The sequence below is a fragment of the Mesorhizobium sp. B3-1-7 genome (genome assembly GCF_006439385.1).
Lineage (GTDB): Bacteria > Pseudomonadota > Alphaproteobacteria > Rhizobiales > Rhizobiaceae > Mesorhizobium.
Map to the genome: position 1 here is coordinate 13216 of NZ_VFTL01000002.1, position 15715 is coordinate 28930.

18 protein-coding genes are annotated in these 15715 nt (G+C 64.7%); 8 read left to right on the forward strand and 10 right to left on the reverse strand.

From position 1 onward, the window contains the following. Window positions 1–92 precede the first annotated feature (92 nt). Complete coding sequence (locus FJ417_RS01845) at window positions 93–641, forward strand: TIGR00645 family protein (protein ID WP_140640631.1); 549 nt, start codon at window positions 93–95, stop codon at window positions 639–641. Here the strand turns inward: FJ417_RS01845 and FJ417_RS01850 are convergent. The 3 genes from FJ417_RS01850 to FJ417_RS01860 form a co-directional block, all read right to left on the reverse strand. After that, entirely contained in the window at window positions 625–1491 is an 867-nt protein-coding gene (locus FJ417_RS01850) for an NAD(P)-dependent oxidoreductase (RefSeq protein ID WP_140782270.1), read from the reverse strand. The genes FJ417_RS01845 and FJ417_RS01850 overlap by 17 nt on opposite strands. A gap of 261 nt (window positions 1492–1752) precedes the next feature. After that, a complete protein-coding gene (locus tag FJ417_RS01855) occupies window positions 1753–2403 on the reverse strand; it encodes a helix-turn-helix transcriptional regulator (RefSeq protein ID WP_140782271.1) in 651 nt (216 codons plus the stop codon). Between the two features lie 8 nt (window positions 2404–2411). Beyond that, window positions 2412–3287: a S1C family serine protease gene (locus FJ417_RS01860; RefSeq protein ID WP_140782272.1), complete on the reverse strand. Its 876-nt coding sequence runs from the start codon at window positions 3285–3287 to the stop codon at window positions 2412–2414. A 160-nt stretch (window positions 3288–3447) separates the two neighbouring features. On the opposite strand from FJ417_RS01860, the gene FJ417_RS01865 reads away from it, so the two are divergent. Further along, window positions 3448–4395, forward strand: coding sequence for a trypsin-like peptidase domain-containing protein (locus FJ417_RS01865; protein ID WP_140782273.1), 948 nt, complete (start codon window positions 3448–3450; stop codon window positions 4393–4395). Between the two features lie 15 nt (window positions 4396–4410). On the opposite strand, the gene FJ417_RS01870 is transcribed toward FJ417_RS01865, so the two are convergent. Beyond that, entirely contained in the window at window positions 4411–4836 is a 426-nt protein-coding gene (locus FJ417_RS01870; protein ID WP_140782274.1) for a VOC family protein, read from the reverse strand. Between the two features lie 66 nt (window positions 4837–4902). Between FJ417_RS01870 and FJ417_RS01875 the strand changes: the two genes are divergently transcribed. Next, complete coding sequence (locus FJ417_RS01875) at window positions 4903–5529, forward strand: TetR/AcrR family transcriptional regulator (RefSeq protein WP_140782275.1); 627 nt, start codon at window positions 4903–4905, stop codon at window positions 5527–5529. Here the strand turns inward: FJ417_RS01875 and FJ417_RS01880 are convergent. Continuing rightward, window positions 5471–6418 (reverse strand): LysR family transcriptional regulator, encoded by a 948-nt coding sequence (locus FJ417_RS01880; protein WP_140782276.1) that lies wholly within the window; start codon window positions 6416–6418, stop codon window positions 5471–5473. The genes FJ417_RS01875 and FJ417_RS01880 overlap by 59 nt on opposite strands. A gap of 116 nt (window positions 6419–6534) precedes the next feature. On the opposite strand from FJ417_RS01880, the gene FJ417_RS01885 reads away from it, so the two are divergent. After that, window positions 6535–7173, forward strand: coding sequence for an FMN-dependent NADH-azoreductase (locus FJ417_RS01885; protein WP_140640646.1), 639 nt, complete (start codon window positions 6535–6537; stop codon window positions 7171–7173). Window positions 7174–7250: 77 nt separating this feature from the next. Here FJ417_RS01885 and FJ417_RS01890 read toward each other — a convergent pair whose 3' ends face one another. The 3 genes from FJ417_RS01890 to FJ417_RS01900 form a co-directional block, all read right to left on the reverse strand. Further along, complete coding sequence (locus FJ417_RS01890) at window positions 7251–8426, reverse strand: ROK family transcriptional regulator (protein ID WP_140782277.1); 1176 nt, start codon at window positions 8424–8426, stop codon at window positions 7251–7253. Between the two features lie 148 nt (window positions 8427–8574). Continuing rightward, entirely contained in the window at window positions 8575–9594 is a 1020-nt protein-coding gene (locus FJ417_RS01895) for a sugar isomerase (RefSeq protein ID WP_140782278.1), read from the reverse strand. A 19-nt stretch (window positions 9595–9613) separates the two neighbouring features. After that, window positions 9614–10531, reverse strand: coding sequence for a BadF/BadG/BcrA/BcrD ATPase family protein (locus tag FJ417_RS01900; RefSeq protein ID WP_246687379.1), 918 nt, complete (start codon window positions 10529–10531; stop codon window positions 9614–9616). A gap of 155 nt (window positions 10532–10686) precedes the next feature. Between FJ417_RS01900 and FJ417_RS01905 the strand changes: the two genes are divergently transcribed. Genes FJ417_RS01905 through FJ417_RS01920 form a run of 4 tightly spaced genes read left to right on the forward strand, consistent with a single transcriptional unit; the run spans window position 10687 to window position 14689 of the window. Next, window positions 10687–11937, forward strand: coding sequence for an extracellular solute-binding protein (locus FJ417_RS01905; protein WP_140640654.1), 1251 nt, complete (start codon window positions 10687–10689; stop codon window positions 11935–11937). 17 nt (window positions 11938–11954) lie between these two features. Then, complete coding sequence (locus FJ417_RS01910; protein WP_140640656.1) at window positions 11955–12890, forward strand: sugar ABC transporter permease; 936 nt, start codon at window positions 11955–11957, stop codon at window positions 12888–12890. Beyond that, a complete protein-coding gene (locus FJ417_RS01915) occupies window positions 12890–13720 on the forward strand; it encodes a carbohydrate ABC transporter permease (protein ID WP_140640658.1) in 831 nt (276 codons plus the stop codon). Before FJ417_RS01910 ends, FJ417_RS01915 begins: the two co-directional genes overlap by 1 nt. A gap of 36 nt (window positions 13721–13756) precedes the next feature. Next, window positions 13757–14689, forward strand: a complete 933-nt coding sequence (locus FJ417_RS01920; RefSeq protein ID WP_040989481.1) for a 3-keto-5-aminohexanoate cleavage protein — start codon at window positions 13757–13759, stop codon at window positions 14687–14689. Between the two features lie 12 nt (window positions 14690–14701). Here FJ417_RS01920 and FJ417_RS01925 read toward each other — a convergent pair whose 3' ends face one another. Both FJ417_RS01925 and FJ417_RS01930 read right to left on the reverse strand, forming a co-directional pair. Then, window positions 14702–14995 carry an HlyU family transcriptional regulator gene (locus tag FJ417_RS01925; RefSeq protein ID WP_140782280.1) on the reverse strand — a complete coding sequence of 98 codons (294 nt, stop codon included), beginning with the start codon at window positions 14993–14995 and terminating at the stop codon, window positions 14702–14704. A 67-nt stretch (window positions 14996–15062) separates the two neighbouring features. Then, window positions 15063–15704 carry a TetR/AcrR family transcriptional regulator gene (locus FJ417_RS01930; RefSeq protein WP_140782281.1) on the reverse strand — a complete coding sequence of 214 codons (642 nt, stop codon included), beginning with the start codon at window positions 15702–15704 and terminating at the stop codon, window positions 15063–15065. Between the last annotated feature and the right edge of the window lie 11 nt (window positions 15705–15715).

The window sequence follows — 15715 nt, forward strand, 5'->3', positions numbered from 1 at the left end:
CCGTCGGGTCCCCTCCCCGGCGGGGTTTTTGTCTTGAAAACCGGCCCTGTCTGGCCGAAATACCCTCTATCGCAATTTGAACGGAAGCCTTCATGAAGCGTCTCGAACTCGCCATCGAATCCGTCATCCTGGCCTCGCGCTGGCTGCTGGTGGTCTTCTATCTGGGGCTCGGCGTGGCGCTGGCGATCTACGCGCTTTCTTTCGGCAAGAAGCTTTATGAGTTCGTGATGAGCGCCTTCACGATCGGCGACACCGACACGATCCTGAAGATGTTGGGCTTGATCGACGCCGCGCTTGTCGCCTCGCTGGTGGTGATGGTGATCATCTCGGGTTACGAGAACTTCGTCAGCCGCTTCGACGAGCAGGACGGCGAGGTCCATTGGCTGGGCACGATCGATGTCGGCTCGCTGAAGGTCAAGGTCGCCTCGACCATCGTCGCCATCTCCTCCATCCACCTTTTGCAGGTGTTCCTGAATTCCGTGTCCTACACGACCGACCAGCTGATGTGGCTGACCATCATCCATCTCGCCTTCGTCGTTTCGGCGCTGATGCTGGCCTATATCGACCGGGTCATGGCGTTGGCCAAGGGCAAGAAGGCCGCGATGGATCGAGGCGAGCGCTCCGTCAGTAGATCCTTCTGACTTTCGTCTGCGCGTTCGCGAACACCTCGTCGGGGACAAAAAAGTCGCCCGCGAGCTGATCGGCCGCGCCCGGTGCGTAGACCGAAAAGTCCGTGACGCCTTCGGCGCGCAGAACCTCTTCGTCGATGTAGAAATTGCCGGTCGCCTCGCGCGACGGGCGCAGGAAGATCGCATGCGCCGCATCGGCCATGATGTCGGGCGAGCGGCTCATCGCCGCCACCGTCGCGCCGCCAAGCAGATTGCGCACGGCGGCCGTATCGATGGTCGAGATCGGCCACAGCGAATTGACGGCGATGCCGGCTCCGGCGAACTCCGCGCTCATGCCAAGCGTGCACATCGACATGCCGAACTTGGCCATCGTGTAGGCGACGTGGTTCTTGAACCACTTGGCCTTCATGTCGAGCGGCGGCGCCAGATTCAGGATGTGAGGATTCTCTGCCAACTTGAGGTGGGGAATGCACATTTTGGAGACCAGGAAGGTGCCGCGCGTATTGATCTGGTGCATCAGATCGTAGCGCTTCATGTCGGTCTCCAGTGTGCCGGTAAGCTGGATGGCGCTGGCATTGTTGACGCAGATGTCGATGCCGCCGAACCGCTCCACGGTCCTGGCCACCGCCTCGGCGACCTGCGCTTCGTCGCGAATGTCGCAAAGCACCGGCAGCGCCTTGCCGCCGGCCTGTTCGATTTCTTGCGCCGCGCTATAGATCGTGCCCGGCAGTTTCGGATGCGGCTCGGCGGTTTTGGCTGCGATCGTCACGTTGGCGCCGTCGCGCGCCGCGCGCAGCGCGATCGCCAGCCCGATGCCGCGCGATCCGCCCGAGATGAACAGCGTCTTTCCGTTGAGCGACATCCTTCGCCTCCCTCATCAATTCGGAAGGCAACTTGCGCGGCTGATGGGCACGGCGCAAGAGCCGAAAGGAGGCGAAGCGGTTACGCTGCGTAGCGTAGGAAACCACCGTGGCGCGGAGCGGGTCACTTGAGATTCAGGTCAGGCCGAGTCGAGAATGGTGGGTTCCGAGAACCGGAGCGGAGCGTACTTGAAGTACGTGAGCACCGGAAGCGCAGGAAGCCGCCATTCGCAGGCTGGCCTCACCTGAATCTCAAGTGACACCTAGACCAGCACCAGCCCCTGCCGCATGGCGATGGCAATCGCGTCTGTCCGGTTGGCGGCGCCGAGCTTGATCAGGATGGCGGCGACGTGGAACTTCGCCGTGTGGACGGAAATGTTGAGCCGCCGGGCGATGATCTTGTTCGGCGCGCCTTCGGCCAGCAGCGCCAGCACTTCAGCCTCGCGCGGCGACAAGGCCGGGCGAGGCTGGTTGTCGTCAGGCGTCTCTTCCCCGGCAAGCTCGTCGTCGTGGAAATCGCCATGCGCGACCTCCGACGGCGGCGCCTTGCCGACGCGGTAGCCTGACGCCGCCAATCGCGCAGCGGCGGCGATCAGCAGGCCATCTGCGGAGACAGGCAGCACGGCCAGCACATTGTCCGCCGCCCCCCGCTCGCTGCCCGCACGCCGCGAAAGCAGGACGATGGGCGTCGCCGAACTGACGACCCGGCTTTCCAGGCCGGCCTCATCGGCGACGGCGACATCCGCCATTTGGCCGACGCCACTCCCAGCCAATGCCGGCGCCAGATCGTCGCTCGCGGCCAGCGCATCGGCAAGCTGCTCGGCGCGCTGGGCATCGGCAAGCGCAACAAGCACCGTCAGCCGGTGGGTTGCCGGCTCCGGTCTCGTAATCGTTTGTGCCGCGCTGCTGGCCATCGATCCTCTCAGCTCAGCGGTTTCTCGCCGATGGTGATCGACACGTCGCGCTCGGCGCCGCCGCTCGAAACGCCTAGAGTGACGGTGGTGCCCGCGCTGTCCGGTCCGAGCTTGCGGATCAGCTCGCGCGGTCCATGCACGGCCTCGCCGTTCCAGGCGACCACGATGTCGCCGACATGCAGGCCGGCGGCCTTGGCCGGGCCTTTATCGTCGAGGCTCATCACCATGGCGCCTTTGGTGTCGCCATTGCGGATTGGATGCAGCCCGGCGCCGAGATAGCCGCGCGCGACATGGCCCTTCTCGCGCAGTGTCGCGACCGCGCGCTCGATGGTCTCGTACGGCATGACCAGCGCGCGCCGGCGCGGTCCGAACAAGAGCATGCCGATCACGCCGCCCTTGGCGTCGAGCACCGGCCCGCCCTCGAAGCGCCCGCCGGTGTTGATGGCGAGGTTGATGCGCCGGTCGATCGTGCCGCCGCGCATCGAGCGCCAGGCCGGCCCGACCTCTCCGACCGTGCCGAACACGGCAAGCGCGGTTCCCTCGCTGCTGCCCGCGGCGATCGCCAGATTGCCTGGGCGCACGGCAGAGGCCTGGGCCAACTGCGGGAGACCGGCAGCACCGGAAGCCGGCTTCAGCAGGGCAACGCCCGTCGAAGGATCGCGTCCGACAAGCTCGGCCTTGACGGCCTCGCCGGAAGCCAGCGTCAATTCGATCTCCTCGCCGGCTTCGACCGCTTCCTCGGCGGTGACGAAGAAACCGTCGCGCCAGTGGAAGGCGCTCGCGGTGCGGTGATGGTGCGTGACGAAACTCGCCACCGCGGGGGCAGCGGTGGCCGCGACGTCGGCGATCGCGTCGGAAAAGGCACTGAGGTTGAAGTCGCTCATAAGACTGTCTCCTGGGTTCGGTGACCCAGATATCGCTCGGTAGCGCAGCCGCGTGTACTCGCCTGACGGCTAGTCACCGGCCCGACTGGCCATCTGGTCAGGTCGCGGCAATTGCGGCCGCTCCGCACATATAGTCATCATTGTACGAGGGAACACGCCCATGGCTTTCGCAGCCGAAAAACTTCCATCCGATGACACTTTGCTCGACGCTTACTCGGTATCCATCGCCAATGCCGTCGACCGCATCGGTCCGGCCGTGTGCCGCATCGAGCGCATCGGCGCCGGCGGTCACGGTTCGGGCTTCGTCATCGCGCAGGACGGTCTCGTCGTCACCAACTTCCATGTCGTCGGCGATGCGCGCGCCGTGCGTGTCACCATGCCGGACGGCGCTTCGCGCGAAGGTCGCGTGCTTGGCCGCGATCCAGACACCGACATCGCGCTGGTGCGCGCCGACGGCAGTTTCGCCGACGTCGCGCCGCTGGGCGATTCCAAACGCCTGCGCCGCGGCCAGATCGCCATCGCCATCGGCAATCCGCTCGGTTTCGAATGGACAGTCACCGCCGGCGTCGTCTCGGCGCTCGGCCGCTCGATGCGCGCCTCGACCGGGCGGCTGATCGACGACGTCATCCAGACGGATGCCGCGCTCAATCCCGGCAATTCGGGCGGACCGCTGGTGTCGTCGGCGGGCGAGGTGATCGGCGTCAACACCGCCATGATCCACGGCGCGCAGGGCATCGCCTTCGCGGTCGCCTCCAACACCGCCAATTTCGTCATCTCGGAAATCATCCGCTTCGGCCGTGTGCGCCGCGCCTTCATCGGCGTTTCCGCCGACACGACCAATCTGCCGCGCCGGGCGGCACTCTTGTCGCAAGTGACCACGAACACGGCGGTGCGCCTGCGCGGCGTCGAGAAGAACGGCCCGGCGGCCAATGCCGGCCTGAAGGAAGGCGACATCATCGCGGCAATAGACGGCCGGCCGGTCACCGGCGTCGACGACCTCGTGCGCATGCTCGACGCCGAGCGCATCGGCCGCGAGACGCTTTGCACCGTCGTGCGCCGCACCGGCGTCAGCCAGGTGACGGTGATGCCGGTGGCGCGGACGAACTGAGAGCCGTCGGGCGGCCTAGCCCCCGGCCGCGCCCTCGGCGTAATGCGCCAGGAACTCCTCGCTTGGCGGGATCGGCTTGATCACGTCGATCAGCACGCCGTTGGGGTCCCTGGTGATGAAGTGGCGCTGGCCGAAGGGCTCGTCGCGCAAGCTGCGCAGGATCGGCAGGCCTGCGGCGACGACGCGCTCATAGACGGCGTCGGGATCCCGGACCTCGAAATTGATCAGCAGGCCGGACGCGCGCCCCCGTCCCTCTTGCGGGATCGTCTCATGGTCGCCCTGGACGATGCCAAGGTTGACGCGCCGGTCCTCGACCGACTGCAGGTGCACATACCAGTCGCTCTCGAAGAGCGGGGTGAAGCGGAAATGCTCGACGTAAAAGGCCGCCGTCCCGATGACATCGCCCGTCATCAGCACCGGATAATAGCTGGTCGTCTTCATCTTTCCTTCTCCTCGCATCCAACATACAGTTTGTATGTAAGTTCAAATAACATACAGGCTGCATGTATGCAACAAGAGTCCGGGCGCCGCTCCAACCGCGACCGCACCGAGGCGACGCGCGCCGATCTGATCCGCGCGGCGCGAAAGCTGTTTACGGAAAAATCCTATGCCGAGACCGGCACGCCGGAGATCGTCGCCGAGGCCGGCGTGACGCGCGGCGCGCTCTACCATCACTTCGCCGACAAGCAGGCGCTGTTCGCGGCGGTCGTCGAGCAGGAGGCCGCGTCCGTGGCGGCGGAGATCGACCATGCATCCCCGCCCTCGCTATCCGCGCGCGATGCGCTGATCGCCGGATCAGATGCCTATCTCAAGGCGATGCGCGCGCCCGGCCGCACGCGGCTTCTGCTGCTCGACGGGCCGGCCGTGCTCGGGCGCGCCGCCATGGACGAGATCGACAACCGCCACGGCAACCGCTCGCTGCGCGAAGGTTTGGCGGCTGCGATGCGCGCGCAAGCGATGACCAGATTGCCTCTTGAGGCGCTGACCGCCCTGCTGGCGGCCGCCTTCGATCGGGCGGCTTTGGCTATCGAGGCGGGCGCGTCCGGCGCGGATTACCGCGCAGTGCTGATCGCGCTCATGGACGGCTTGTCTCCGGCCCTTCCTCCGTCCACACGCCCGGCTCCATCTCGTTGAAGCAGCCGAGCTGCCGCTTGAACTCGTCGATGAGCCAAGTTGCCGCCGGCTTGGGGCTGCGGTCGACGCGGTGCATGGCATAGAGCGGCGAGCGTACCTCGCGATAGGGCTCGAGATCGAGTTCGACCAACCGGCCGCTGGCAAGGTCGTCGGCGATCAGCCAGCGCGGCAGGCCGCCCCAGCCGAGACCTTCGCGCATCAAGGCATGCTTGGTGCGCACATCCGTCAGCCGCCACGTCCGATAGGCAAACACGCCATAGTCGCGCCCGCGTGTCCGCTCCGATTGGTCGGTGACGACGAGCTGGATATGCTCGCGCAAATCCTCGATGGCGACGGGTCTGGGCAGCTTCGCCAGCGGATGGTCGGGCGCCGCCGCCGGCACCATCGAGGTGAAGCCGATGCGCAGCAGATTGACGTCGGCGTCGCCTTGCAGGCCGCCAAAGCCAAGGTCAGATTGGCCATTGACGACCTGGTCGACGATCAGGCCGAGGGAGCCGATGTAAAGGCGCAACATGACCGCAGGGAACTGAACCTCGAAGGCCTTGAGCACGCGCACCAGCGCCGGTGAAGGCAGCGCCACGTCGACCGATATTGCCACTTCCGCTTCCAGCCCTTGTTGGTAACCGTCGGCGCGCGAGCGGATGCGCTGCAGGACGCCGATCATGCGCCGCGCGTCCTCCAGCATCGCCTTGCCGACATCGGTCAGCTGCGGCTCGCGCACGCCTTCGCGCTCGAACAGTTTCAAGCCGAGCTGCGCTTCGAGATTGGCGATGCCGTAGCTCACCACCGACTGCGCCCGGTTGAGCTTGCGCCCCGCGGCCGAGAAGCTGCCGGTGTCGGCTACTGCCACCAGGATCTGGAGCTGATCCAATGTCGGGTTCGGCTGCATGGCTAGGCTATCCATTTTATTGATGGATTGTATGCATATTATACCAGTTATCCTGATGGAGCAGCAATCCCATATCGGTGTGGAAAGTTTCAATCCAACCCCAAGGGGACACCGCCATGTCTATTCTGCTCGTTACCTCCAGCCCGCGCGGCGCCGCTTCGCACTCGACCCGCGTCGCCACTGATCTTGCCCAGAAGCTGGTTGCCGCCGATCCGACCAGCACGCTTGTCGTGCGCGATCTGGTCGCCAATCCGCTGCCGCATATCGATCCTGACTACGCCACCGGCATCTATACGCCGGCCGAAGCCCGTACGCCTCGCCAGGCCGAAGTCGTCGGCGTTTCCGACGCCGTGCTCGACGAGCTCTTCGCCGCCGACACGGTTATCCTCGCCACCGGCTTCATCAACTTCAACATCTCTTCCACGTTGAAGTCCTGGGTCGATCACGTCGCCCGCTCGGGCAAGAGCTTTGCCTATGGCGAAGGCGGCCCGAAGGGTCTCGTCAGCGGCAAGAAGGTCTATATCGTGCTGGCTTCCGGCGGCATCTATTCTGAAGGCGCCGCGGTGCAGATGGACCATGCCGTGCCTTACCTGCGCAGCGTGCTCGGCTTTCTCGGCATGACCGACGTCGAAGTCATCCGCGTCGAGGGCGTTGGCATGGGTGCCGATGCGGTCACCGCCGCGCTGGCCCAGGCCACCGCCAAGGTCGATGCGATCGCTGCCGCCAACGCCAATCAGGTCGCCGCCGCGGCCTGATCGCCGATGCCGATAATGAAAGAGGCAGGCGCCCGCCAGCGCGTGCCTCTTTTTGCGTTCGCTGGTAGGTGGCCGCCCTACAGCGGCGGCAGCACTACCGCCGGATGGCGATCCTCGCGCAGGATCAGCCCCAAGCTGTAATCCAGCGCCAGCTTCATGGCGCCAAGCGCGGTTCCGACATCTTCCAGCGAGCTGACCGCAATCTGCGTCGGCCATACCAATTCGCCGGCCACCCGTTCGACCTCCGCCGTCATCAGCGTATTGCGCCCGACGCCACCACCAAGCACGATCAGGCCCGGATCGAACATGCCGATACAGCCGGCCGCGAGCCGGCCGATATCGGCGGCATGGCGCGACACTGCCTCGGCGGCCGGGCGCGACCCTGCGAGCGCCAGCGCGAACAATTCCTTGGCCGAGTTAGGCGGGGCTCCTTCTTGCGCCGGCCAGGTCTGCCGGCTGCGTTCGATCAGCGCCCGCGAGCCGAGATAGTGCTCCAACCCTTCGCGATAAGGCACTTCGCTGACCGACCACGGAAAAGGCATGCGGCCGACTTCGCCGGCAGCGCCGCCTGCGCCGCGATAAAGCCGGCCTTCATTGATGAGGCCAAGGCCGACGCGCACGCCGACCTGCAGGAAGGCAAAGGTCTGGTGACCTTGCGCCGCGCCGAAATGCATTTCGCCGATCGCCGCGCAGTTGACGTTGTTCTCCAGGATGATCGGCACATCGATCTTTCGTCGAAGCGTGTGCAGCACGGCGTCCGGACTATTGCCCTGGCCATTGCCGAGGCGGCTGTGCGAGACGATGCGCGGCACCGCGACCGCTATGCTGCGCAAGGTGCGGAAAGTCTTGCCAACCTTTGCGGGGATCGATTTGGCCACCGACAGAACGACCGCGCCGATCTCATCGATGGTCGCCCCGTCCGCAATGCTCTCCTCCCCCGTGGCCAAAGGCTGGGCATCCATCGAATAGGCGACGGCGCGCACTTGTGCGGCGCCGACATCGATGCCGATCACATAGCCGGCACCGGGGCCAATGCCATAGACGGTGGCGGTCCGCCCGACGGCGCCGCGTTCCGTCCCGCGCGACGCAACGAGGCCGAGCGCGCTGAGTTCTGAAACGGCGGCCGACATGGTCGGCTTGGAGAGTTCCAGCATCGAGCCGAGCTTCGGCCGCGTCACCGGCCCTTGCGAGGCCAGCAGGCGCAGCACGGCGCGGGCGCTTTCCGTCAAGCTGGGGATGTCGGCTGGAGCCATCTGCGACGTTTATCCCGCCTCTAATTCCTCTTGGCGCTCGGGCCGGACCTGCCGTAGCGTATATCGCGAATCAAACACGACAGCCGTCATTGTGAAGGGTTTGAGCGGTTTCCGCGAATTCCCGGCAAGAACAGCGGCGGCGACGGGATCAAAGCTCAGTCGGCGACCAGGGTTTCAGCTTGGTGTCCGTCTGCCGGTAGCGGAAGGTGATATCGGTGAGGCCGGCCGCATCCTGCATGTCGCCGACGATCATCTGCAGCGCGATGATTTCCAGGATGCCGTCCGCCATCGCATTGCCCAGCGCCGGAATGGAGATGACAGCCAGCCTGTCGGCAGCAGCGATGTCCATCCTGCGCGTAGTCAGGACCGAGGGGCAGCCGAAGGCCGCGACATCCTGCGCGATCTTGACCTCGCGGCCGTCGCCGAAGGCGACAAGGCCTGTGGCCGCGTCCTGCGATTCCATCGGGCCGTGCAGATAGTTCAGCGTATCCCAGCCGGAGGCAGGAACCCGAACTGCCTCGCGGATCAGCATCGCCGCCTCGCCCGCGTTCGCAAAACCTATACCGGCGCCGACGATGTCGATGGAGGCACGGCCGGCCAGCAGCCTCGCTGCCCGGCCGGCACTTTCCCAGCCATCGGCCAGCAGTCGCTCGACTGCCCCCGGCAATTGCGCCCAGTCGAAGGAGCCGCCGGTGATCCTGTCGACCAGCATGCCGAGCGCGAGCAAAGTGCCGGTATAGCCGGTCGAACTCGCGCCATTGTCGGCGCCCGATTCCATGGCGATCACCGCGCCAGTTATACCGGCCAGCGGATTGTCGCCGCCACGGCAGATGGCAAGGCGAGGATAGGCTTTCGCCTGTAGCATCACATCGGCGATTTCACGGCTCTGGCCGGAGGCCGACAGAGCGACAAAGGCCTCCGCGGACGCATCTATCCGGCCATAGAGCTCGGTCGGCACGAAAGCGAACCCCCGCCTGCCGGACTGGCGCAGATAGAAGGCACCGGCGAGCGCCGCCTGATAGCTGGCGCCGATACCGGCAAAGCCGATGGCTCCCGCGGTGAAGCCCGAGAGGTCGAGCGTGTCGAGTGCCTTGGCCACGGCCTGCCTTCCGGTCTCAAGGCTTTCAGCTTGGCGGGACACCGCCGTTCGGTAGCCGATACGCTTCATTTTCGATGCTCCATGACTGCTATGCTCTGCTGCGGGAAGCTGTTTGGCCCGCGACAAGGCGTTCAGCCAGCGCCACCGCGCCGATCACCGGCGGCTCGCGCAGCAGGACCACGTGGCTTATCGGCGACACCGACGCCATGGCCTCGACGAAAGCATCCATCAGCATCGGCTGCTCGGCAATGACGCCGCCGCCGGCAACGACAAGCGCGGCATTGGCGCCGCGTTCGATCAGCAACTGGACGAGCGCGGCAAGTCCCTCCCCGCCTTCCTTGATGACGCGGGAAGCGAGCGGCGAGCCGGCAGTTGCCGCATCGAAGACGGCGTTGGCGTAGCGGCCCCAGGCCGCGGCACCCCTCGTCTCGTTGAGCAATATACCGAGCTTGGTCTGGTCGTCGGTTCCGATCTCGCGCATCAGCACGGTGATCAGCGGATCGCCCTCCTGGCCACGGTCGAGCGCGCGGCGGATCGCCTTGGCCGCTTCGCGCACCAGTGCGGCGGCGCTGCCTTCGTCACCCAGGATCCAGCCCCAGCCGCCAGCGGCAAGCATCTTGCCCTCGGCTGTGCGCGCGACCGCGATCGAACCGGTTCCGGCCACCACCCCGATGCCGTCATCATAGCCGGCGGCGGGCACCATCAGTTCGGCGTCGTTGACCACCTGCACCCTCGTTTTGAGGTTGGCTGACAGCAGCGCCTGGAAACGCCGGCATTGCTCGTCGGTATCGCAACCATGCGCGCCGACGGCCATGGCAGCCGGCGATGATCCGCCGCACAGGTCCGCAATGATGGCCGCCAGTTTCGCCGCATCGGCCTCCATCTGGCGGATCCGCCACTCGTCGGTGACAACCGTCTTGTCGAACAACAAGGTGTCGCCGCGGCGCCCTATGATGTGCGTTTTGGTGCCGCCTATGTCCACGCCCGCCAACAGCTTCTGATCCACGAACATTCCCCTCGTCGCACGGGCTACCGATGGACCGCACGACGTCACAATCACATTAGTTAGGAAACTTTACAAACTATCTTTCCAGACGGCAAGAACTATGATTTGATTAATCGCGTCAAAGCGCATGAAGCGCTGAATGGGAGATCGGGAAAATGAGCAGGAGAAGGATCGGCCTGGCCCTCGCGGCCGCCTCTTTCGCATGGGGATTCGCAACAAGTCTGGCGCACGCCGCCGACATCTCGTTCTGGACCTGGCGCCAGGAAGACAAGGCCGCCTACAACGAGCTCTTCGCCGACTTCACCAAGGCCAATCCGGACATCCACGTGAAGTTCGAGTCCTTCCCGGACGAGAATTATCCGACCATCGTCTCGACGGCGTTGGCCGGCGGCAAGGGCGGCGACGTCATCCACACCCATGCCTATGGCTGGCTCGAGCAATTCGTGAAGGCCGGTTATTTCGAGCCGCTCGACATGAGCACCGTGCCCTCGCTCGCCAACCAGCCGGCGGATGCGCTAGTGTCCGGCACCTACCGCGCCGACAAGAAGGTCTATTCGCTGCCCTTCGCCTCGCAGACGCTTGGCCTGTTCATCAACAAGGACGTCTTCGCCAAGGCCGGCCTGACGCCGCCGACCACCTGGGATGAGTTCATCGCCGTCAGCAAGGCGCTGAAGGAAAAGGGCATCTATCCCTTGGCTAACGGCATGGGCACCAGCTGGTTCAACGAGATGTTCGTGGCCATCTTCACCAACCCGTTCCTTGGCCAGGACTTCGTCAGCGACCTGACCAGCGGCAAGACCACCTTCAAGGACCCGCGCTATGTCGCGGCACTTGGCAAGCTGCTCGAACTGCGGCCCTATATGCCCGAAGGCTTCGAAGGCATCGACTATGAGACGGCCGGCCAGCTGTTCCTGAGCGGCAAGGCGGCGATGCTCGCCGGCGGCAGCTTCGACATCGCCACCTACCGGTCGCAGAACCCCGCCATCAACATGGACTTCGTCGCCCCGCCAATGGCCAAGGCCGGCGACACGCCGCAAGCCACGAAATTCTTCGACGGCGGCTACGCGGTCAATTCCAAGTCGGCCAACAAGGAAGCGGCGCTCAAGCTAGTCAACTGGATGGGCACCAAGGAGTTCGGCGACAAGTTCTCGGCCTTGCTCGGCAACATCTCGCCGATCAAGGGCGTCGTCATCAAGGACGAACTCTTGTCGCATGTCGCCAAGTTGAACGAGACGGCGATGCCGCATATCAATGTCGTCTATTTCCGCTTCGAGAAGCCGACGGGATCGGAGCTGCTGCAGGGTGACATCACCAAGATGATGTCCGGATCGATCACGCCAGACCAACTCGCCGCCGACATCACCGACGGCCTCGCCAAATGGTACAAGCCGTTCCAGGGCCAGTGAGTTCCAGGGCAAGTGAGATGACGGACGGCTGGCGCCACACCGAAAGACCTTTTCCGTGGCGCCGGTCGCTCTGGATTGCCGCGCTGCTGACGCCGGCGCTGGTGGTCATGGTGCTGTTCGTGCTGTGGCCGCTCCTGTCGGCCTTCCGCTTCGCCTTCTATGAGTTCAACGGCCTGCGTCCGTCCGGCTTCATCGGTTTCGAAAATTTCCGCGAGGTCCTGTTCGAAAAGCCATATAGCGACTGGACTTACAATGCGCTGAAGCACAACGTCGTCGCCTTTCTGGCGCTGATGGTCTTCGAGAACGGCACTGCTTTCCTGATCGCCTTCGCGCTGCTCAAGGCGCTGCCGGGCCATCGCGTCCATCAGGTCATCGTCTTCCTGCCGGTGGTGCTGTCGGCGGTGATCGTCGGCTTCCTGTGGAAGCTGTTCCTGCATCCCCTGTTCGGGCTGGTGAACCAGCTCCTTGGCCTGGTCGGCGTCGGCGCCATTCCGTGGCTCGGCAACGAAAACACTGCGCTCGGCAGCATCCTGTTCGCCAACATCTGGCACTGGCTCGGCTTCCCCACTCTGGTGCTGCTTGCCGGCATGCAGCGCATCAGCAAGGACGTGCTGGAGGCCGCCCGCCTCGACGGCGCCGGCGACTACGCGCTGATGACGAAGATCGTCTGGCCGTTGATCGCGCCGAGTGTCACCATCGTCACCATCCTGACCTTCATCGGCAGCTTCAACTGGTTCGAAATCCCTTATGTGATGGCGGGCCTGACCGGTTCGCCGGGCGGCTCGACCGACGTGCTCGGCCTCTATTTCTACCGCACGGCCTTCGGCAGCACGACCACCGGCATCCAGGATTTCGGCCAGGGCAGCGCGCTGGCCGTGCTGATGTTCGTCTTCGTCGCCGGCGTCACCGCCATCGCCCTGCGTTACCTGCGCCGTCGCGAAATCGAGCAGTGATGAGGGATCGCGGCGAGACGATCAGGAACGGCGCCATCCAGCTCTTGCTGGCGGTCAATGCCGTGATCATGATCTATCCGCTGTTCGTCATGGTGGCATCGTCGTTCAAGACCAACGCCGAGATCTTTTCCTCGCCGCTCTCGCTGCCGACGCATTTCTCGACCGCCAATCTGGAGAAGGTTTGGACCGAGACCAATTTCGTCCGCTATTTGGCAAATTCGGTTGGCATCACCGCGGCCTCGGTCGCGCTGATCCTTTTGTTCAGCACGCTCGCCGGCTATGCGATCGCCCGCTACCGGTTCCGGCTGAGCTCGCTGGTCCTGATGTTCTTCCTGAGCGGCATGACCGTGCCGCTGAAGCTGGCGATCATCCCGCTGTTCATCCAATTGGACACGCTCGGTCTCGTCGACAGCTATCTCGGGCTGGTGCTCGTCTATGTGGCCATGGGCATTCCCTCGGCTGTCTTCATCATGACCGGCTTCCTGCGCACCTTGCCGCGCGAGTTGGAGGAATCCGCCCGTATGGACGGCGCCAGCGAGTTCCGCATCATGTGGTCGATCATGCTGCCGCTGGCGCGGCCGGCGCTGGTCATCGTGGCGATCCAGAACGCGGTGCCAATCTGGAACGACTTTTTCTTCCCGCTGGTGCTGATCACTTCCGACAATTTGAAGACACTGCCGCAAGGGCTGACCGTGTTCGTCGGCGAATTCACCACCGACTGGGGGGTGCTGTTCACCGGGCTGACACTGGCGGCGCTGCCGATTACCCTGCTCTATATCGTGCTGTCGAAGCAGTTCATTTCTGGCATCACGCAAGGCGCGGTGAAATAGGCGCAGTCAGACAGCGAAGAGATCGAGGCATCAAAAGTGGCGAACCAGAACAAGATCATCATCACCTGCGCCGTAACCGGCTCGATCCACACCCCGTCAATGTCGCCGCATCTGCCGGTGACGGCCGAGGAGATTGCGACCGCCGCCATCGAGGCCGCCGAAGCGGGCGCCGCGATCGTCCATCTTCACGCCCGCAATCCGGTCGATGGACGCCCCGACCAGTCGACAGAGGCGTTCGCCCCTTTCCTGCAGGTCATCAAGCAGCGCTCCAACTGCGTCGTCAACATCACCACCGGGGGTGCTGCGACGATGAGCGTGGAGGAGCGCGTCCGACCGGCGAAGGTGTTCGCGCCCGAGGTCGCGTCGCTCAACATGGGCTCGATGAATTTCGCGCTGTTTCCGATGCTGGAGCGCTTCAAGACCTTCGAGCATGATTGGGAGCGGCCTTATCTGGAATCCTCGCGCGACCGCATCTTCCGCAACACCTTTGGCGACATCGAGCACATATTGCGCACCTGCGCCGACAACGGCACGCGCTTCGAGATCGAGTGCTACGACATCGGCCATCTCTACACGCTGGCGCATTTCGTCGAGCGCGGCCTGGTCAAGGCGCCGTTCTTCGTCCAGAGCGTGTTCGGCATCCTCGGCGGCATCGGCACGCATCCGGAGGACGTCGCCCATATGAAACGCACGGCCGACCGCCTGTTCGGCAACGACTATCACTGGTCGGTGCTGGGCGCCGGCCGTCATCAATTGCCGATCGCCACGCAGGCGATCGCGCTGGGCGGCAATGTGCGCGTCGGCCTGGAGGATTCGCTGTGGATCGGCAAGGGCAAGCTTGCCCGCTCCAGCGCCGAGCAGGTGACCAAGGTCCGCCAGATTATCGAAGGCCTCGGCGCCTCGATCGCCACGCCCGACGAGGCGCGCCAGATCCTGCAGCTCAAGGGCGGCGACAAGGTCGCGTTCTGACTGGGGCGCCGGTCAGCCGAACATCCGCTCGCCCTGCTCGTCGACGAGTTGGATGCCCTTCTTGATCGAGATGTCGACGGCGTCGTCCAATCCGGCGAAGCGGTCGGCGCGGATGAAGCGGTGCTCCTTCATCACGCCGTCCACTTCCTTCGAGACGACGCCGCAGGTCTGGTACTGGCCTTCGGCCTTGTAGGGCGTCGCGCTGATCAGGAATCCCTTGTGCTCGACCTGCTTGGCCGGCTTGGCGGTGCCGGTCTCCGTTGCCTCACTACCGCTGCCGCCAAAAAGCTTTTTCAGAAAAGACATTTTTCAAAACTCCCGTTCACGCCCACACAAGAGGAATCACGGCATTCCCTGTTCGCGCAGGCCCTGTTCACGCAGGCTTCGTCTCAGCATGCGCGAATGCGCCGCCGTGTTCCAGCCCCTTGACGAAAACGCCGACAAGAAGCTCGATCTGATGCCAGATCTCTTCGGCCTGCCGGCCGTCTGAATTCGCCACATAGCCGCTGGTCACGATGCCATGCACGCTTGACCACAAGGTCCGGGCCGCAAGCGCGCGGCGCTTGTCGTCGAGGCCGAAATCGCCTGCCTTGAGCACGCCGGCGACGATGTCGAAGAGTGCGTCGAGCAGCGCGTCATAAGCGTCCGGGCCAGGCCGCGTCGCGCGTCGGCGGTTGAAGGCAAGCACCGCCGGCCAACTGCCGGGATGCGCCTCGACGAAGCGCACATAGGCAGCCGCCATCGCCAGGATGCGATGCTGGACGTCGGTCACCCCTTGCCTTTCGAGATCGGCCATCGCCGCCAGGCCTGTCGCGCCCAACCGGTCGAGCAGCCGCATGTTGACGGCGCGGTGCACCTCGTCGAGATCGGCAAAGAGGTTGTAGACGGATCCGACGGAAATGCCGGCCTGCTCGGCGATGGTGCGCGCTTTCAGGTTCTCGGCGCCGCCCTCGTTGAGCAGCGCCTCGGCGATGGCGAGCACCTTCTCGCTCATCTCTTCCTTGTCCAGCGCCATGCTCTTTCCTG